Genomic DNA, 16991 nt, shown 5'->3' on the forward strand with positions numbered 1-16991 from the left:
CGCCGTTGCCAGCGACGCATGCGAGCGTGGGGACAGACCTTGGACACTGGTCTGGGACGGCCTACGTATTCAGTTCCTTCCTCGTGCAGGTCGTCCGCTTGGGTGGAGCGACTTCGTGTCGCACTGGTGGTGCTCCTCTCGATGATGTGCGCGTGGTGCAGGGGGTGGTGCACCCCCTCCCGGGCGGTGCCCGTGGGGAAGCCTGGGCCGGGGGGCCTTCGGGCGATTCCAGCGCTCGCCTGTGTGCGGCGCGGGAGAGACCGGTACCCAAGGAAGTGAAGGGGACCGGCTACCCTCTGGCTCTCCAGGGTGTTCGCGCCGTCGCAGACAGTGAAGAGCGCGGGCGTAGCACTACCGGGATCCGAGCAGGGGCGGGGTGCTACGGGGCGTAGCAGTTACGCGAGGGTCGCCCCGATGATCTTTGCGATTTTCCGGGAGCGGGAGGTGGTGGCGTAACCGGCGCGTTGGGCGATGACGCCCGGGAGGGTCTGGTGGCGCACCCATTGCGGGTGCTCCTTGCACACCGTCAGCAGGGTGTCCAGGCAGGTGTCGTACTGCCTGGTGTCGCACTGGGCGAGGGCGATGTCGAGCTGGAGACGGCTTCGTGCGGCCTGGTGCAGCGAGGACCAGTCGTGCACTTGCCGGGCGAGGTTCAGGGCCTTGGCGGCCTTGCCGGTGGACACCGCGATACCGACGGCCTGGGCCGTGACGGCGGCGGGGCCGAACGCGGTGCCGTTGACCATGACGTCACGCCCCAGCCGGGCGGCTACGGCGAACCCCTGGGATAGCAGTTCCTCAGCGGCCGCGGTATCTCCCCGGCGGGCCGCGACCACGGCCGCGAAGACGACGTGCCAGCCGTAGGTCGCAAGGAACACGGGATCGCGGTCGCTGTAGGCCGGTTCGATGCTGGTGTAGGAGGACTTCGCTGAGCGCTCGGCGTCATCGAGCCGGGCGTCTCGCAGATAGATCCACGAGCGGCCCGACGCCACGCAGGCCTCCCGCACCGGATCGCCGCCCTGCTGGGCCTGACCGGCGGCGTGCCCGATGGCCGCGTACGCGAGATCGCGGGCTCCAAGCTGGTTGGCGACGTAGGCGCCCAGACGATAGGCGTCGGCGAGAGACCCGCGTGCCGTCATGCGGCGGTCCTCGCCGGCGTCGGCAAGGACCGCCGCCGCGGCCCTGACCGAGGACGCGGCGAACTGGCCGGCCACCGCGATACGCCCGGCCCGGTAGGCCTCCCACCCCGCCGCGAGATCGCCCGTGAAGTCGACGGGCTCGCGGTCGGTGCCGATCCCCGCCGCGGTGTCGTGGACTGTGCGCGACAACTCGCGCAGGACGGACCGGTCATCGGCGAGCATTGCCCTGCGGGGAGCCTGCTGGCCCACGATCACCGAGATGTCGGCGCCCAGAGCGTGTGCGAGCCGCAGGAGGGTGGGCAGCGAGATGTGACCCCGGTCCTGCTCGGCCTTGCGGATCGTGGCGATGGACAGGCCCGCGTTCTCAGCGAGTCCTTCCTGGGTGACGGCGCCGCGCAGGAGCTTGATCCGCTGACCGGTGGTGTGCTCGTTCCACTTCATGGCGTCCCCTTCGTCTATTGGGACGGTACCGCTGACCCGGGAGGGGCTGAACGTCCTTCCCGGACCTCCGGGTCAGGAACCTCGCGGGTCTACTCGGCGCCGGGAGCCGTTTCAGCGGTGAGCTGGCGGACGGTGCGCGACTCCTTCGTCGGGCGCAGTGGGGCGCCGTCGGGGCCGCGTACGTACTCGACCACGGTGATCTCCTCGTGGTGATGGTGCTGCTTGTCGGGGTCGTCCCGGTGCAGCCGGGGGTTCATGCAGTGGGAGCGGTCGTACTCGGCGATCACCTGCCGGTAGTCCAGCTTCCGGCCGGTCGGCGCAGGCCCGGCCGGGGGCGATGCGGTGAGCTGGGGGCGGCGGCCCCGGAGCGTGATGAGGTGGACGGCCGAATCGTCCTCGACGCCCTTGCGCCGGTCGCGGCGCAGGTCGCTGGGCTTGCGCTCCCGGACACTCTGGTCGGCGATCGGGCGTTTGGTGACCTGCTCCTGGGTGATGAAGTCCCAGCACGCGTAGACGACGTGACTGATCTCGTCGGTGGTGCCCAGCAGCATCGGGTCCAGGGCCTGGAAGGCGCCGACCGTGGCCTCGTTGTCAGCCAGCAGAGGCGGTGTGCCGGGGATGGCGTGGCGGGGGCGGGCCCAGAAGGTCAACCACCATGCCGGATGCTCACGGCCGTCGACGGGCTCGACGTACGTCACGCCCTCGTCCAGCCCGAAGTAGCCCCAGAAGGGCTGCTGCGGCCCGGCCACCGAGGTCGGCTGGATGTGCTCGGGCGCGTGCGCGAAGTCCGCGGCCCAGGGCCCCCAGGACACCGCGACCACGTCCGCCGGCCGTTCTCCGTTGTCCATCAGGGTCCGCACCAGCGGCTTCCCGAAGGCGATGAGCCCGTGCTCGGAAGGCAGGGTCATTGCGTGATCGGGATCTGTCCGGGTTCGTCACGTGAGGCCGAGGGTTCGTAGGGGCCGGAGGTAGTCGCGGCCGGTGTGGCGGAGGGCGGCAGCGATGTTGGTCCGGCCGTCCTGGCGGAAGACGCTGATGGCAAGGTTGCGCAGGGAAGCCATGGCGCGGGGCAGGGTGCCGGTGCGGACCTTGGAGTCGTCCTCGCGGAACGTGCGGTCCCGGACGTGGTGCAGGAGGTTCTCGATGCCCCAGTGGCCTCTGATCCAGGTGGCGAGTTCAGTGCAGGTGGCGTCGAAGACGCTCAGGCTGGTGATCAGGTAGACGCGCTCGATGGCCAGCTTCCCGGTGGTCAAGTCGCGCCGCCACCGCACCACTTGGATTACCTGCCGGGCACCGGGGTAGTCCAAGTGGCTGAACGCGGCGACTTTGAGCCGGCGGATCTCGTCGCGGTGGTGGGCGTGGTCGCGGGTGCGGTGCCCGAGCGGGATGTCCCGCCAGGGCAGCTTCCTGACCTGGGCGTACAGGCCGGGATGGTTCTTCTTCACGACAGCCACGTAGTGAGCGCCGCGGCTGATCAGATAGGCCCCGTGATCATGCTGGGTGTGCAGGGCGTCGGCGGTCACCACCGAGTTCTGTAGATCCAGGCCGTCCAGTAGGGGTGCGAAGGAGGGGATCTCGTTGCTCTTGGAGGCGACCTGCCGCTGGGCCAGGACCACGCCGTGGTGGTCCATCGCCGCCAGCAGCTGGATCGCTGTGGCGGTCTTGGTCCGCGAACCGCGTACCACCTTGCCGTCGACCGCGATCACCTGCCGCACCGGCCCCGCCTTCGTCTCCGGCTCGGCCGGGGGTGGCGTTCTGGCCTGCAGAAACGCGCCGATCGCCGCGTCCAGCGCATCACCGTCCACACGCTGCAGCAGGCGGCGCACCGTTGCGGCGTGCGGCACCGGTCGCAGACCGGTGAGTGGATCGGTCGCGAAGCCAAGGACACCCAGCGCATGCTGCGGGGCATCCGTGATCCACTCGCTGATCGCGATGAGTGAGCGGGCTCCGGTCAGCACCGCCGAGACGGCCGCGCACAGCAACGCGACCGCCGGATACCGCAGTCCCCGCACATCGCGGGGATCGGCGACCAGGATCAGGAAACGCCGCAGGTCAGCGACATCGCTTGAGGTGAGGGAATCGGTCGTGGAGCCCAGTTGCTCCAGCACGGAAGGGATGGGCGATGATGTTCGGGCAGGCACGGTCTCGCTCGGTTCTCATGGGTCTCGACAACCACATGATCACCAGCGCCGTGCCTGCTCTGCTCTCCGGGGTCCCTTGCGGCACAACGGACATGACGCCACGTCACTCACGAGACCGGCGAACCGGACCAATCCCAATCACGCAATGCCCCTGGCTCGGAAGGCACCCGGTGCGGGGCCAGCGGCCCCTTGCGGCCGCGTTCCGCCTTGCGGATCGCGGCCTCGGTCATCTCTTCATCAACGTGGTACAGCCGCGCTTTGGCGAGTCGATTGTTCTCCTGGGCGAGCAGCACCCGGGCAGCGTCGTCTGGGGAATCCACGAACGGAACGAGGGTTCCTGAGTTCCCCATGAGCGCCATAGTGAGCCGGTTGACGGCGTCCTTGCCCTGTTGAGCGGTGATCAGCCGGGCCCGCAGGTCGGGCAGGCGCTGCGGTTCGATCGCCGCGGTGGCAGCCACCGCGGGGAAGCGGCTGGGCCCCGCTTCCAGAACCGAGTGCACACCGGCACTGACCGCGAGCAGCTTGAGCGCGTCGCCGGCGGAAGCTGCACACACCCGCCGTGCACGCTCGTGCAGCGGCTCGTCGGCCTCACCATCGACAGCAGCCTGGAGCAGGCTGCTCAGGACGGGGGCCATCGACGGCATCTGCCGCGCGACACTGAAGTGCCCGAAGCCGTTCGCCTGCCAGCGCTCCGCTGCCTCCCGGCACATGCTCAGCACCACTGCGACAACGGGGGCCTGCCGCTCCAGCAGAGCGATGTGCGCGGCGTGAGCGCGAAACTGCTCGGCTACCTGCTGAGTCGCTCCGGACAGAACCTTGCCGGACAGGGCCACGAGTTGTTCGGCAAGCGCAACGTCCTGCGCGGTCGGATCGGAGCTTGAATGGTCAGTGATGCCGGACATGCCTACCAGTATCGGCGGTAATTGACCTCCCAGGTCACAGGCCGATCCCCTCGGTAGCGTTGTCCTCCCACTTCTCGCCCTCGTCGACGTACTCCCAGAAGACCGGGCTGTTCTTTGCCCAGCCGCCCTGGGTGCGGAGCTTCTCCGACCGCTTGCCCTTGCGGCGGCCGGTGGTGACGAGTCCCCGGCGTCCGGAGTGCCCGGTGATCCGTCGCCCGGTCATACCCGCGTACCTCGCGGCCCTGGAGATCGCCAGGCCGCACCCATCCGGGGACAGCCTGGCGGTGCCAAGTGCACCCCACTGCGTGACGGGCAAGTACGCGGGCCCGTCCGGGGCCGCGCCGGCGGCGAGCTTCGCCTGCTGCCAGGCGATCCAGCAGCGCACCGCGCAGGAGTCGGCGTTCTCGCCGTAGGAGACGACGACATCGCGGGCCGGTCGTCCCTTCACGCTGGGCACCTGAACCTCCAGGCCCTCGGCTACGAGCTGGATGCCGCTGTCGTCCAGCTCGCTCATCTCCTCGTTGCGGCCCGCGATGGCGAACCTCATCGTGTTCAGAGACCTGTCCCGCAGCCTGGCAAGCTCCGGTACCACGAACACCCGGCGGCGCCGGGCGTCCGGGTGCGGGGCGCGCTCGCGGGGGGCGGTGTTCATCTTCCGCAGGTCGTCCGGGGTGATCGCGGCGGCCTTCCCGCGGCCGCGCTTCTGCCGTTCCTTGTCGTTCTTGAGCGGCTTGAGTGCCTGGGTGGCGGCCGTCCGGGCATCCTTGGGCACGTCGTAGCCGTACCGGCGGGCCTCGGAGGCGACCCCGGTTACCCGACGCTCGATCGAGTTGGGTGCGGCCTCCTTGACCTCGTCCAGCCACTTCACGAAGGCCACGTAGGTGCCGACCGTGATCTTGCTGAGCGGCAGGGGGGTGCCCGTCTGCTCGGCAAGCCAAAGGTGGAACTCCTGCCACAGCTGCCAGTCCCGGGCGTACCCGGTCTTCGTCTTGTGCGGCCGACGGTCGTACAGATCCTCGGCGGCCTTCGTGTCCAGCGCGGCAAGGACGGCGGCCACCGGGTCGTACACCGCGACAGCGTCGTCGTCCACGAGCTCGGCGTCGACCACCTCCACCGGTTCCAGCCCGGTCCCGTCCTCTTGGGCGGTCGTCATCAGGCCTCACCCAGTCGAGCCGGTCCACAGGTGAAGGAGAGCACCGCATGGTCCTCGCGAACCCCGTGGTCCTTCACAGCCATTCGCCGCACCAGGTTGAGGAGGCCCGAGCGGGTGTCGTGCGGGAGCGCCAACGTGTCGCCCCAGATGCTGGACTGCCGGTGTCCTGCCCGTTCGTGCCAGCCCAGAGCCAGGGTCCAGAAGACCGGAAGCGGTGGCTCGTCCGGGGAAACAAGGACGTCGGGGGACAGCTCGAACCACGTCGTGGCGTACCGGTCGGCCTTCAGGCCGAATTCCTTCTCGGCCCGTTGCTGCGCACCGCGATACAGGTCGGACTGGGTGTCCTCGCCGCCGGCCAGCACCACATCGGTGAGGGATCGGTAGCGAGGAGCGTCGGGCAGAGCCACCGTGATCCCGCGGAAGTAGCGGGTGGCCGTCTCGGAGGTCACTCCGCGACCTCCGTCTCGGTGGCGGCCGCGTCGACGGCGGCCTTCACCCACTTCGCCGCGGCGGCCACGGTCTTGAACGTGGTGTCGCCGCTGACCGTCTTCCAGCTCGGGTAGGGCTCGGTACGAACGCTGTGCAGGTAGCGCATCTCCAGGATCGCGGCGGCGCTCCACACGGTGGCGCCGCGCGGAGTGCGTCCCTCGCCGATGGTGCCGACGATGTTCTTCTCGTCCAGCTCCTCCACCCGCTCCAGCGTGCACAGATAGGCGTGCGGGGCCATGTCCAGCTCCGCCAGCAGGGGCGGGCCGGGGTAGAGCCACAGCCCGGCCAAGCGCTTGGGTGGCTGCCCGTAGCCGGTGCTCGCGGTGGTGGTGCTGTGGTCGCTCTGCTCCTCTCCGGTGATCAGCCTCACCACCTGGCAGGAGCGGCACAGCAGCCGTACGGTCACCTCCTCGTACCGGTCGCCGTGGTCGCAGTCCTCGTTCGGGCAGGAGTGCGCTGGTCCGCCGCGGCGGTTGCGGTGCTGCCCGAACTCCGTGCGGAGGTCGACCTCCCAGGATGGGCGGGCGCAGTCGGGCCGGTGGGCGGGCCGGGTCCACCCCAGGTAGGCGGAAAGGGCATCGGAGCTGCTCAACGGACGACCTCCTTGCCGGCCACGGGCGAGACGAGGGAGCGGGGGCGGATGCCTCCGCGGGGGCCGAACTCCAGCACGGCGAAGGGCTCGCCGGCCGGGAGGAGGGGGCGGCCGCTCTCATCTCCCTCGACCTCGTAGAGGAAGATGACGGACTGCTCGCTGCCGTAGAACTGGGCGCCGGCCAGGGTCAGACCGTCGGCACGGCGCTCCGTGTCGGTGTTGATGGTGCCCGGCAACTGCGGGGTGCGGGCCCGGAGCGAGGCCTTTGCGGCGCGGGCAGAGGGCCACCATTCCAGGGGGCGGGCACCGGGGGCGCCCTGGGGCAGGGAACCTTCGGCGGTCGGCTGCCAGATACCCCAGGTGCGTACAGCGGTGCTCATCAGCGGCTCCCTTCGATCTGTCCTCACCGGAGCGCCAGTCCCTCGGCCGCGTCCGTGCCGGCGAAGAGGGAGTGGTACAGGTCCATCTGATTCGCCGCGTGCTTGGCGGCGGCGTAACGCTGGACCGCGTCGCCCACGTCGAAGAAGGGGTTCGAGCCGGTCAGTGCAGCGCTGAAGCAGCCCTCCCGGAACGTGGTGGCCGCGTCCGGGTCGATGGCGCGCAGCCGGGCCAGGTTGGCGTCCAGGACGGCGTGCGCGGCGAGTTCCTGGGACCAGTCGCGGGCGTCCTCGCTGGCGGCCTGGGCCCATGCCCGGGCCGCTGCGGTGTCGGGGGCTTCGTCACCGTGCTCGTGTTCGTACGCCTCGGCCACGATCCGGCAGCCAGCGTCGGCGCACAGAGCGCGGACCTGGGCCTGCACCGTGCCGTGTTCCTTACGGAAGGCGACTTTGGGCGCCGTCGTACTGTCGCGCAGGGCCGCGCAGTCGAGCCTTGAGGCGTCCAGGGCGAGGTTGCGGAGTACGGCGGCGACGAGAGCACCTCGTCCCTGCTGGGACACCATGGCCTCGGACCAGCTGAGGGACTCGGTGTGAACGACGGCGTTCGTACCGTCGGACAGTGTGGCGGTGGCGATCGACGACAACGGTCAGCTCTCCTTCGTGCGGGCGATGACGGCGCTGGTGACGGCGAAGAGCATGAGCAGGGCTCCCGCCGTGATCGTGGGGAACGCCAGGAAGTTGCACATCTCGTCGGCCTGCCGGCCGATGGAGGCGGACAGGCTGCCCCCGGAGAGGTCGTCGGGGCGCTGGTAGTCGTACTTGCTCATGGCCACGCCGGCGGCCGTGACGATGACGGCGAACAGCGTGCGGGCGAGGAGCCTGCGTTCCTCGAAGGTCCAACCCGTGCGCTGCTTCTCGGCCCGCAGACCTCCGGGGGCGAGGCCCAAGTCCTTCTCCGCGGCCCATTCGGCTGCGGCCTTGGCCTCGATCGACTCGGCGGCATCACGATGGTGGCGCCTCGCTGCGGTGTAGCACTCCGCCTCGTCGCACAGCACGCGCCCCACCATGGCGATGGAGCCGTCCGGGTACTCGGTGACGGTGATGTCCGCCTCGGTCAGCCCGGCGAAGACGCAGCTGGAGGACTTGCGTACGCCCTCGCGCACGGCGCTCTCCAGCGCCGCGCGGCCGTCCGTCTCGACGATGAGCTGGTCGGCGCTCCAGCGCAGGCGCTCGGTGTGCACCGTGAACGAGCGATCGAGCGGGGGGAGCGTGATGGTGACGGGAACGCTCAACGGCACGGGTCAGCTCTCCGTTTCAGCGGTGGAGCCGGGCGGCGTCTGGTCCCACTCCGCGGCGAGCTGGTCGAGTTGGGCCCGACCCTCCGCCGTGAGGGTCGGGGAGGCGCTTCCGCGGGCCGGTCCCGTCCAGGTCGGAAGGCTCGCGGCCTGGTCCAGGTCTACGGCCGTGACGTGGTGCACGGCAATCTCCGTGCCGTGGGACTCAACCGGGTACTGCACACGGCCCCGCCGGATCATCCGGTCGATCCCCTTCCGCACCGCCTCCGGCGACCGGTCGGCGAAGAGGCTGTCGTCCCCGAGCAGGTGGGCCAGCTCGTCCAGCAGTACGCCCATGTGATCGGGCGTGCCGCCCTCGGCTCCCGTGCTCTGCATCTGGTTGCCCAGCGCGACGGCAAGCATGTTGGCCGTCTTGCCGGGCAGTGTGCGCTCCAACTCGCCCCGCAGCTTCAGGAGTTCCACGGCCTGACCCTGGATCCGCGTGGCGGCCCACGTGCGGGCGGCCTCGGCTTCGACGTCCTCGTCGGCGTCGCGGTGGTATCCCTCGGCGGCCGCGGCGCAGACCTCGGAGTCGCACAGCACTCGCGCCACCGCCTCGGTGCCGAGAGAGTCCTCGGTGACCTCGACGTCGGCGTCGGCGTCGGCCAGCTCGGCGGCGACGCACTCACTTACGGACCGCCTTGCGATCCGCAAGCACCGGCGCGCGTTCTCCTCCAGCTTCGTCCGGTCGGCGGCATTGATCGGGACTCTGGTGTGGGGGATGCTCCAGCGCACGCGGTGCACGTGGACGGTGTAGTAGCGGTCCGGATCTCCGGGGATGAGCAACAGCGGAACGCTCAGCTGCATGGGATGGTCACCCTTTCGAGGGGTTGGGGTAGTCACCGGGCGCCCGCCGAAGGGAGCAGCTCGGCCGGAAGGAGGGTCGCGCGGATGGATCCGGTGACGGCTGTGTCCACCACGGTCCACCCGGCGTACAGCTGCTCGCGGCGGCCGATCATGGGGTGGGATTCGACGATCGCGCCGATGTGGTCGGCCCACTGCTGCACCGCCTCGCGCTGCTCGGCGGGGGTGTAGGTGACGCTGTCCGCCTCGCCGGCCAGGGAGCCGCCGGGGGCAAGTGTCCAGGTCAGCGGGGGCAGATCGTGCGCGGCGCCGTCCCGGAGGAGGTCGGCGAGCACGGCGTGCGCGGCCTGCTGCCAGCGGTAGCGGGTGCCGCTGTTCACGGCGTCGGTCACCGGCTGTGCCGTTCGTGGATCTTGCGGATAAGGCGCCGGTTGACGACCCGCCGGGGCGTCATGCCCTCGATCACGTTCTTGGCCCGGCCGGAGTGCACGCGCATCAGCCCCACGGAGAACCAGGCCATCGCGGCGGCGCCGAGCACCATGGTGACGATGAGGAAGGTCGGCATCAAACGTCCTCGCGGTACGTCGCCAGGGCTTCGCCGTCCGGGCCCACGGTGCCTTCCATGAGGCTGCGGACGTAACCGGCCTCCCAGGACCCGGAGCGGTTGCGCAGGACCTCCTCCGTGCCGCCCTCCTTGGCGGCGACGGTGCACAGCGCGTGCGCGAGGAACTCGGCGACGTCGCGCCCGTCGGCCAGGGCCTCGGCGATGACGTCGGCAGCACGGCGGGTCAGGTGGTCCATGGTGTCGGTGGCCTTTCGTTGGCGGAGCGGTGGTGGTCGCAACGGTATGTCCGGGTGCTGACACCGGTAGGCGTCCGCACCCAAGTCCGGTCTACGCCGCGGTGGTTGTGCCGGCGGGCAGCCCGTCTGTCTCGTCCAGGAAGGTCAGGGTGGCGATCTCCTTCGGGCCGCGCAGCACCACGCCGCTGACGGTGCGTCCGGCCGGGGTGGTCAGCGGGACGTCGGAGGAGATGTGAACCACGTCCGGGGTGGACGGGAGGAGTTCGGTCACCGTGCCGTTGGCGTGGAGGATGCGGTGCCCGCCGTGTCCGTGGACGACCGTCACTGTGCCGGTGAAGCTTTGGCCCTTGATCGTGCCGGAGACCCGGTCACCCTGCTGAACGACTCGCATGTGCGTTCGCTCCCTCGCTCGCGGCCGACGGGACGTCATGTCCGGTTTATCGCCTCGGATATCGCACCTTATCCGAGGCGATACGCACGCCGCAGCCCCATCACCCGATCGTGTGCAGAATTCCGCCAAGTTTCTCCGGGGTCTAGACGGAGGGGGGGCGGCCCGGCACACTCGGAGATGTAGAACCGGTAGAACCGGGCAAGAATTCACCGAAACGATCACAGGGCGGGCCGCCATGTCGAGCTACGACGTACTTACGCACCGCATGCCGGGCCTCCAGTCCACCGCGAAGGAGTTCGCCATCCGACTGACGCACGCCGAGCTGCGCGACGCCCAGGCCCGCGAGGACATCGTGATGACCATCGCCAGTGACGAAGCAGCCTGGATCGGACTGGACCCCGATCACGTGCCCCTGGGGCGCCTGCTGCGGCAGGCGCTGGCCAATTCCGCCGCTGGCTTGGCGCACATGAGCCCCGACTCGCGGTACTGCGTCGTCCTGGAGGTCCTCGCCGGGACGCCTGAAGGCACCCGGATCATGGCCGCCCACGGCCGCACCCATGACGAATCCTGACCCGCCAACCCAGAGACGAGGGACGCAAGTGACCGAGACCGAGACCTTCGAGAGCATCCGTTTCACGGCCGACGTCGTGGCCACCACGCCGGACGGCCGCGTGCTGCTAATCAAGCGCGGCTGGGAGCCGCACAAGGGAAGTTGGGCGCTGCCCGGTGGCCATGTTGATCTGGGGGAGACGAGCCGCTCGGCCGCCGTTCGAGAGCTGGCCGAGGAAACCGGCCTGTACGTGAACCCCGACGACCTGCGCCAGATCGGCGCCTTCGACCGCCCGAACCGCGACCCGCGCGGCCGGTACGTCACCATCGCGTACGCGGTCACCGTCCCCACCGGCACCACGGTACAGGCCGGTGACGACGCGACCGCCGCCCGCTGGTGGCCCGTTGACGCCCTCCCGCAGCGGCTTGCCTTCGACCACGCCGACATCCTCACTGCGGCGGCCACGGCGTGAAGATCACCATCGAAGGCGCCGACGAGGCGTTCGCCGAGAAGCTCGTCGTCCTGGCCGCCCAGCACCACGCGGAGCTGACCGTCACCACCGTCGACACCACATGGACCGTCGATCGCGCGGTGCAGTACCTCGGCGACCTGCCGGCCAGCGCCCTGCGCTTCGCGCGGCTCGTCGTCGACGCCAACGGCAACAAGCCCGCCGAGGAACTGCGGGCCGAGTTCAACGACCAGCTGCGGGGTCCCAACATCGCCCTGTCCCGCGCGGTGACGCGCGGGGTCCGGCTGAAGTGGTGGCCCGAAGGCACCCAGGCCCCCGTCACACCCAAGTACAACCCCGATCACCCCGCCTGGAAAAAGGCCATCGCGTACACGATGACCAGCGAAAACGTCCCGATCTTCCGGACCGCCTTCGCCCGTCTCATGAACTCGACCGACCAGGAGCAGGAGGCCCGACAGTGAGCACCCGCGTACAGCCGATCTGGCAGTGCCCCGACTGCGACACCAACAACGACGCCACCACGGACGCCCAGTGCATCGCCTGCGACCGCGACCGGCCCGTGAGCCCTCACCTTGAGATCGGGGTCGTGCACGGACGCCACGACGGCAAGCCGGTTCTCGTCACCGCTACCCGCCGCGATGACCCGTCGCTCCCCTACGGCTGGTCGTGCAGCTGCGGCATCGCCCAGCGCGTCTCGTCCAGGCCCGACCTGGAGAACAGCGCCTGGCGCCACGCCCACCCGCCCCGCTGGCGGTACTGGGCGCGCAAGGTCACCGTGCTTCGGCAGGTCGTGCAGCCGACCGCCCGCCCGAAGCACGCGCCCCACCAGTTCTGACCGGTCTCCCCCACGAGGAACCCAACGAGAGAGAAGGAACCCATGTCGTACACGCCGTTACTCACCCCCGAGCAGCAACTCGCCTCCGCCAAGCTCGACCTCGGTCTTCCGATCATCGTCGCCATCTGCGGCTCGACCCGGTTCATGGCCGAGATGGCGGAGGCGGAACTTCTGGAGACCGTCGCCGGCCGGATCGTGGTCAAGCCGGGCTTCAGCCTGAAGGAGCCGCATGAGCTGTGGGCGGATCCGGGCCGGGCCGAGGACCTCAAGCACGAACTCACCGAGCTACAGGAAGCCAAGATCCGGCTCGCCGACATGATCCTGATCGTCGGCTACTACGTCGGGGATTCCACCATCTCCGAGATCCGCTACGCGCGGACCCTGGGCAAGGTGGTGGCCTTCACCCACCCCGCCGTAGACCCCGACCCTGAGGCTGCGCCGCCGATCGTGGCCCACTCGCTCCGGTTCCTCGAAAGCGACGTCTCCGTCTCCGTGCAGGCCGTGGAGCCGGTGCCCGGTCTGCGGGTATACAAGCTCCCGGACGAGCTGTGCCAGGAAGGCAGCGCTGTCACCCATCCGTGGCAGCTGGGACACCACGAGGGTCAGGTCATGGCCGCCTTCCCCTCCCAGGTCGACGCCCTGCTCGCCGCCCGGGAGGTCGCGGACCTGACCGACTGGGCCCTCTCGGCCGCAGACCTCCGGACCACCAAGGCCTTCGGCCCCGAGGAGTACCTCCCGCGGCTGAGCCGGACCAACGGCCTGAGGTTCGCCCCGGTCAAGAAGGGGGCGGCGCTGTGACGCTTCACGACCCCGTGGCCACCGCCGATGACCTGTGGCGCCGCCTCGTCGACCACCAGCCCGCCGTCGCGGCCGCGCTCGCCCTGAAGGTGCGGGCTCTGCACGCCGACTGGCCGCTGCGGGAGCTCGGCGTCAGCCGCCCCGAGGCCGCGCTCGTCCTCCCGCACTCCGACCCGGAGGACCGGGTGGAGATCGAGCCGTACGACACCACCGACTGGGAGAACTGCTCCGCGTGCGGCGAAGTGCTCGATGACTTCTGCCGGTACCACCGGGGCTACATGGCGGGGTACGAAGCGCTCCACCGGCCGCTGCTGGACGCGATGACCCTCGACCCCGACGTCACCGTCCGGGCGGCTCTCCAGCGCCTGTCGGAGGAGGACGAGGACCTTGGCCACGGGGAGTGCATCGAGCCCCATCTGACCCCTGCCGGTGAGCACGTCGACTGCGATGGGCTGCTGCTGTGACCGATCACGACGAAGCGCTGGCCGCGGCCGCGCGTACCCTCCTCTTGGCGCGCCACCCGGCCGCCCAGTTCGACGCCACGGGCAAGGTCGCCTCTGCCGGATTCCTGTGCTCTCCGGGTGCTCCCGGCTACGGGCAGGTCCGGGTGGGCCACCGCACCCAGTTCCCGAGCGTCTTCAACGACCTGACCTTCGACGATGCCGCGGCCGAGGAGTACGTCCTGGTGTCCGCGTACGCCGATCTGCTGCGCGAGCACGGCTGGTCGGTGCGCGAACTGCGGGGCGACCGGCCCAGTCTCCTACTCTCCCCGCCGGTGTGCCCGGGCTGCGCCACCCCGACGGAGCCGTTCACCCTGGAAGGCGAGGCACTCTGGCGCTGCCCGTCGTGCCGGCGCCGGACGTACGGCACGACCGACCCCGACCGCGACTTCGAGCTGCCGACCTACACCGAGACGGACGCCGACGGCGGCGTCACGGTCTACCACGGCACCGGGGAGGTCGACATCGAGGCGACCGGCGAATGGGCCGCCCAGGACGACCCCGAAGACGATGACTACGTAGGCGTCGCCCTGGGCTCGGCGGGGACGGGTTTCCTGGTCATCCCGGCCCTCGGCCTCGTCCCCGGCACCCTGCTGGTAGCGGTCGGTCCCGGGGCGTCGGGCAAGTCGACCTTCGCCCAGAGCGCGGCGGTCGACGCCGTGGTCTGCCTCGACTCCCTGCGCCGCGAGATCGGCCGTGACGAGGGCGATCAGTCCGTCACCCCGGCCGCCGTGGAACGGCAGAACGCCCTCCTGGAGGAGCACCTGAGCGCCGGGACGACGGTCTACCTGGACAGCACGAATGTAGAACCCCGCGTGCGGGCCGGATTGGTGGAGCGGGCCCGCACGCGCGGGCGCCCGGTCGTCGCCCTGCGCTTCCTGCCCGGCCTCGACACCTGCCTGGCCCGCAACGCGCTGCGGCCGGACAACCGGCGTGTCCCCGAAGACACGTTGCGCTGGCAGCACGACCTCACGCGAGAGGCCACCCCGGATGTCCTGCTCCGGGAGGGCTTCACCGCCGTGCACCACATCGAACCCATCCCGACAGGAGCCACCATGTCCGACGACCTCCTTGCCCCCGAGCGGATCGCGGATGCCGTCGCCGTACTGCGCAAGGCGCAGCAGGGCGACCAGGAGGCGCACCGAGACCTGGGCAACTACTTCCCGGAGTACGAAGGGCTGGTGATGCAGACCGATCACCTCCGCTACCTCGAACTCGCCGCCCGCGCCGGTCTGGAGGCCACCCACCTCCTGATCATGCACATCCAGGGCGACACGTGGGGGGCGTCAGTGGACACCTACACCTCCGACCTCGGGAATCCGCTCGCGGCCGTGAACCTCGGGGACTACACCAGCAGGACCGAGGCGGTCCGCGAGGCGGTACGCGCCGCAACGGACAACGGATGGGGGCTCGCCCCCGAGCACGAGTGGGCCGACTTCGACTGCGGCGGCGGGGAGATCCACATCCCGATCCACGCACGGCCGGTCGCCGGGTGAGCCCGGCTGCCGAGGCGCCGCGCCTCGACCGGGCAGAGACGTACGCACAGACCACTCACCGAATCTACGGCGACCGGCGGGCCTCCCCGCCGGCGCGGGAGCTTCTCCTCGCCGTGGCGTACGCCCTCTTCGTCGCCCCGGGAGAGCCCGGGCGGGTGCTGAACGCGGCCTCCCGGGCTCTGGGAAGGAGTTCGGCGACGGGCCGACCTCGGATCGCCGCTCTGGTCGCCGACGACGCGCCCCGATACCAGCCGCCCGACGCGGCGGGCGACTGGGGCCCCGGGCAGGCTCCAGGCTGTGAGGCGCCGCGCCTGCGCGCGTACATCTACCGGCCGCGCATCACGACCACCGGACCGCCCGAGGACACGATCCCCCTGCGGCCCCGGGACTCTCCCTCCCCGGCCCTGCACGCCGCCGCGGCCTTCAGCCCGCCGCCGGTCGACTACCGCAACGCCCAGGGGGTGTGCGGGGCCGACTCCCACCACAAGGTGCTGGAGCTGGACCCGCGCACCGGCTGGACAACCGCACGGTGGTTCTGCCGACGGCACGTAGAGGGGTCCCGCCGGTAATGCTCCAGGATTGAACGCTAAGAAATGATCACGGTCTGAGCGGGGCTGGTCTCGGGGAAACCGCGCGGCGGCCATGGGCGGATCGGTAGCGTCGCGGTCATGCTGAGTGCTGACGAGCCGTCTCTGAACGACCTGAACGACGAGCAGATCCAAAGGCTCCTGGGCGAGGTCGCCCCGAAGGTGAAGGAGCTGCTGGAGGGGGTCACCCTCGCGATCGACTACTACAACGAGGGCGGCTACGACCGGGAGACGTGGAACCGGATCTGCGACGGGCTCGCGCACGAGGCGATGAACCTGATGATGGCGCTGTCCGCCCCGGCGTACCCGTACCTGGCCAGGGACTGCGAGCGGGCCGTCCGGGAGGCCGCGGGCATCACACCGCGCGAGGGCGGCATGCGCGAGGCGCTCCAGCAGCAGGTCGCCAAGGGCCTGCTGATGTCCGTGCTCACCGTCGGCCGGCAGACCATGGTCGCGCCCGAGGAATGGCCGGACGAGCTCCCGGCCGCAGTGCTCGGCGCGGTACGGAGCTCGAAGCAGATCAAAGCCGACCCGACCATGGCGAACCTGTGCGATTAGAAACCGGCCCAGCGCCTCGACGCGCAGAGGCGCTTCAGCGGCGTTCGACGCTGAAGCCGGCGTCGTGGAGAGCGTCGGTCCACACGTCTCGGTCGAACCACCTGTCCCCGTCGGGCAGCATCTGGCGGATCTGCTTCATCCTGGCCTCCCAGTCGTGACCGGCCGGGCCGCGGCTTCCCTCGCAGCCCTTGCACCCGTCTTCGCCGTGGATGTGTCCGGCCATCCACGCATTGACCGCGACGTTTACGACCGTGGCGTACAGGTCCCCGCCGGTCTCCGTGAGGGAGTCGGGGACACCCGCGAGGATGAGGGCGAGCTCGGGGTTCTTCAGCGGAGGCAGCGGCGCCTGGCCGAGGTGATCGGTCCCCTGCTCTCCGTGCTCCTTGTACTGGGCGGCGATGGTGTCGGCCAGGGCCTCGGCATCGAAGTAGCGCCAGGCCGAGCGGACTTGGATGCCCAGCCGGTCGGCGACGGTGGTGATGTTGCGCTCGATGGTGTCGGCCACGGTGCCGGACCTCACGGTGACCCCGCGCCGGGCCAGGGCGGCGAGAGTGTCGGCGACTGCGGTCGAGAACTGCTTGGTGTTCCTCACCCACGCAGTGTAGGACGGGGCCGGGCGCGGCTGACCGTGGTTCCT

24 protein-coding genes and 1 pseudogene are annotated in these 16991 nt (G+C 70.2%); 9 read left to right on the top strand and 16 right to left on the bottom strand.

From position 1 onward, the window contains the following. Window positions 1-395: 395 nt before the first annotated feature. The 15 genes from AC061S_RS35105 to AC061S_RS35175 all read right to left on the bottom strand — a co-directional run bounded on the left by AC061S_RS35105 (window position 396) and on the right by AC061S_RS35175 (window position 10561). Entirely contained in the window at window positions 396-1577 is a 1182-nt protein-coding gene (locus AC061S_RS35105) for a helix-turn-helix domain-containing protein (protein WP_478689927.1), read from the bottom strand. Window positions 1578-1666: 89 nt separating this feature from the next. After that, the gene (locus AC061S_RS35110) at window positions 1667-2485 is read right to left on the bottom strand and encodes a hypothetical protein (RefSeq protein ID WP_478689928.1); all 819 of its coding nucleotides are present in this window, start codon (window positions 2483-2485) and stop codon (window positions 1667-1669) included. 27 nt (window positions 2486-2512) lie between these two features. Next, window positions 2513-3685 (bottom strand): ISAs1 family transposase, encoded by a 1173-nt coding sequence (locus AC061S_RS35115; RefSeq protein ID WP_478689929.1) that lies wholly within the window; start codon window positions 3683-3685, stop codon window positions 2513-2515. Window positions 3686-3825: 140 nt separating this feature from the next. Next, a complete protein-coding gene (locus AC061S_RS35120) occupies window positions 3826-4620 on the bottom strand; it encodes a hypothetical protein (RefSeq protein ID WP_478689930.1) in 795 nt (264 codons plus the stop codon). Window positions 4621-4654: 34 nt separating this feature from the next. Further along, window positions 4655-5773: a site-specific integrase gene (locus tag AC061S_RS35125; protein ID WP_478689931.1), complete on the bottom strand. Its 1119-nt coding sequence runs from the start codon at window positions 5771-5773 to the stop codon at window positions 4655-4657. Next, the gene (locus AC061S_RS35130) at window positions 5773-6222 is read right to left on the bottom strand and encodes a hypothetical protein (RefSeq protein ID WP_478689932.1); all 450 of its coding nucleotides are present in this window, start codon (window positions 6220-6222) and stop codon (window positions 5773-5775) included. The genes AC061S_RS35125 and AC061S_RS35130 overlap by 1 nt, the downstream gene beginning before the upstream one ends. Then, window positions 6219-6854: a hypothetical protein gene (locus tag AC061S_RS35135; RefSeq protein ID WP_478689933.1), complete on the bottom strand. Its 636-nt coding sequence runs from the start codon at window positions 6852-6854 to the stop codon at window positions 6219-6221. Before AC061S_RS35135 ends, AC061S_RS35130 begins: the two co-directional genes overlap by 4 nt. Beyond that, window positions 6851-7234, bottom strand: coding sequence for a hypothetical protein (locus AC061S_RS35140; RefSeq protein ID WP_478689934.1), 384 nt, complete (start codon window positions 7232-7234; stop codon window positions 6851-6853). The genes AC061S_RS35135 and AC061S_RS35140 overlap by 4 nt, the downstream gene beginning before the upstream one ends. Before the next feature lie 23 nt (window positions 7235-7257). Then, a complete protein-coding gene (locus tag AC061S_RS35145) occupies window positions 7258-7875 on the bottom strand; it encodes a hypothetical protein (protein WP_478689935.1) in 618 nt (205 codons plus the stop codon). A 3-nt stretch (window positions 7876-7878) separates the two neighbouring features. After that, window positions 7879-8529: a hypothetical protein gene (locus AC061S_RS35150; protein ID WP_478689936.1), complete on the bottom strand. Its 651-nt coding sequence runs from the start codon at window positions 8527-8529 to the stop codon at window positions 7879-7881. Window positions 8530-8532: 3 nt separating this feature from the next. After that, window positions 8533-9372 (bottom strand): hypothetical protein, encoded by an 840-nt coding sequence (locus tag AC061S_RS35155; RefSeq protein ID WP_478689937.1) that lies wholly within the window; start codon window positions 9370-9372, stop codon window positions 8533-8535. 32 nt (window positions 9373-9404) lie between these two features. Further along, window positions 9405-9761 carry a hypothetical protein gene (locus tag AC061S_RS35160; RefSeq protein WP_478689938.1) on the bottom strand — a complete coding sequence of 119 codons (357 nt, stop codon included), beginning with the start codon at window positions 9759-9761 and terminating at the stop codon, window positions 9405-9407. Then, entirely contained in the window at window positions 9758-9934 is a 177-nt protein-coding gene (locus AC061S_RS35165) for a hypothetical protein (protein ID WP_478689939.1), read from the bottom strand. The genes AC061S_RS35160 and AC061S_RS35165 overlap by 4 nt, the downstream gene beginning before the upstream one ends. Then, the gene (locus AC061S_RS35170) at window positions 9934-10170 is read right to left on the bottom strand and encodes a hypothetical protein (protein ID WP_330335741.1); all 237 of its coding nucleotides are present in this window, start codon (window positions 10168-10170) and stop codon (window positions 9934-9936) included. The genes AC061S_RS35165 and AC061S_RS35170 overlap by 1 nt, the downstream gene beginning before the upstream one ends. Before the next feature lie 91 nt (window positions 10171-10261). Further along, window positions 10262-10561 carry a hypothetical protein gene (locus AC061S_RS35175; protein ID WP_478689940.1) on the bottom strand — a complete coding sequence of 100 codons (300 nt, stop codon included), beginning with the start codon at window positions 10559-10561 and terminating at the stop codon, window positions 10262-10264. A 235-nt stretch (window positions 10562-10796) separates the two neighbouring features. Between AC061S_RS35175 and AC061S_RS35180 the strand changes: the two genes are divergently transcribed. The 9 genes and pseudogenes from AC061S_RS35180 (at window position 10797) to AC061S_RS35220 (ending at window position 16354) form a co-directional block, all read left to right on the top strand. Further along, window positions 10797-11132: a hypothetical protein gene (locus tag AC061S_RS35180; protein ID WP_478689941.1), complete on the top strand. Its 336-nt coding sequence runs from the start codon at window positions 10797-10799 to the stop codon at window positions 11130-11132. 28 nt (window positions 11133-11160) lie between these two features. After that, window positions 11161-11583 carry an NUDIX domain-containing protein gene (locus AC061S_RS35185; protein ID WP_478689942.1) on the top strand — a complete coding sequence of 141 codons (423 nt, stop codon included), beginning with the start codon at window positions 11161-11163 and terminating at the stop codon, window positions 11581-11583. Next, window positions 11580-12041 (top strand): hypothetical protein, encoded by a 462-nt coding sequence (locus AC061S_RS35190; protein WP_478689943.1) that lies wholly within the window; start codon window positions 11580-11582, stop codon window positions 12039-12041. Before AC061S_RS35185 ends, AC061S_RS35190 begins: the two co-directional genes overlap by 4 nt. Then, on the top strand, window positions 12038-12415 hold the full coding sequence (locus AC061S_RS35195) for a hypothetical protein (RefSeq protein WP_478689944.1): 378 nt from the start codon (window positions 12038-12040) through the stop codon (window positions 12413-12415). The genes AC061S_RS35190 and AC061S_RS35195 overlap by 4 nt, the downstream gene beginning before the upstream one ends. Window positions 12416-12457: 42 nt before the next feature. Then, window positions 12458-12844, top strand: a pseudogene (locus tag AC061S_RS35200) (hypothetical protein); the annotation flags it as partial. Window positions 12845-13209: 365 nt separating this feature from the next. Then, entirely contained in the window at window positions 13210-13677 is a 468-nt protein-coding gene (locus AC061S_RS35205) for a hypothetical protein (RefSeq protein ID WP_478689945.1), read from the top strand. Beyond that, a complete protein-coding gene (locus AC061S_RS35210) occupies window positions 13674-15209 on the top strand; it encodes an AAA family ATPase (RefSeq protein ID WP_478689946.1) in 1536 nt (511 codons plus the stop codon). Before AC061S_RS35205 ends, AC061S_RS35210 begins: the two co-directional genes overlap by 4 nt. Beyond that, on the top strand, window positions 15206-15778 hold the full coding sequence (locus tag AC061S_RS35215; RefSeq protein ID WP_478689947.1) for a hypothetical protein: 573 nt from the start codon (window positions 15206-15208) through the stop codon (window positions 15776-15778). Before AC061S_RS35210 ends, AC061S_RS35215 begins: the two co-directional genes overlap by 4 nt. A 99-nt stretch (window positions 15779-15877) precedes the next feature. Beyond that, a complete protein-coding gene (locus AC061S_RS35220; RefSeq protein ID WP_478689948.1) occupies window positions 15878-16354 on the top strand; it encodes a hypothetical protein in 477 nt (158 codons plus the stop codon). Between the two features lie 34 nt (window positions 16355-16388). Here the strand turns inward: AC061S_RS35220 and AC061S_RS35225 are convergent, their stop codons facing one another. Then, a complete protein-coding gene (locus tag AC061S_RS35225; protein WP_478689949.1) occupies window positions 16389-16946 on the bottom strand; it encodes a hypothetical protein in 558 nt (185 codons plus the stop codon). Between the last annotated feature and the right edge of the window lie 45 nt (window positions 16947-16991).

It is taken from the genome of Streptomyces sp. CA189 (assembly GCF_056428985.1).

Excerpts from the sequence above, each read along its gene's own strand:
- AC061S_RS35170 (WP_330335741.1), bottom strand. The coding sequence starts at position 10,170 with ATGGACCACCTGACCCGCCGTGCTGCCGACGTCATCGCCGAGGCCCTG.
- AC061S_RS35105 (WP_478689927.1), bottom strand. The coding sequence starts at position 1,577 with ATGAAGTGGAACGAGCACACCACCGGTCAGCGGATCAAGCTCCTGCGC.
- AC061S_RS35220 (WP_478689948.1), top strand. The coding sequence starts at position 15,878 with ATGCTGAGTGCTGACGAGCCGTCTCTGAACGACCTGAACGACGAGCAG.
- AC061S_RS35155 (WP_478689937.1), bottom strand. The coding sequence starts at position 9,372 with ATGCAGCTGAGCGTTCCGCTGTTGCTCATCCCCGGAGATCCGGACCGC.
- AC061S_RS35120 (WP_478689930.1), bottom strand. The coding sequence starts at position 4,620 with ATGTCCGGCATCACTGACCATTCAAGCTCCGATCCGACCGCGCAGGAC.
- AC061S_RS35110 (WP_478689928.1), bottom strand. The coding sequence starts at position 2,485 with ATGACCCTGCCTTCCGAGCACGGGCTCATCGCCTTCGGGAAGCCGCTG.
- AC061S_RS35125 (WP_478689931.1), bottom strand. The coding sequence starts at position 5,773 with ATGACGACCGCCCAAGAGGACGGGACCGGGCTGGAACCGGTGGAGGTG.
- AC061S_RS35175 (WP_478689940.1), bottom strand. The coding sequence starts at position 10,561 with ATGCGAGTCGTTCAGCAGGGTGACCGGGTCTCCGGCACGATCAAGGGC.
- AC061S_RS35165 (WP_478689939.1), bottom strand. The coding sequence starts at position 9,934 with ATGCCGACCTTCCTCATCGTCACCATGGTGCTCGGCGCCGCCGCGATG.
- AC061S_RS35180 (WP_478689941.1), top strand. The coding sequence starts at position 10,797 with ATGTCGAGCTACGACGTACTTACGCACCGCATGCCGGGCCTCCAGTCC.
- AC061S_RS35140 (WP_478689934.1), bottom strand. The coding sequence starts at position 7,234 with ATGAGCACCGCTGTACGCACCTGGGGTATCTGGCAGCCGACCGCCGAA.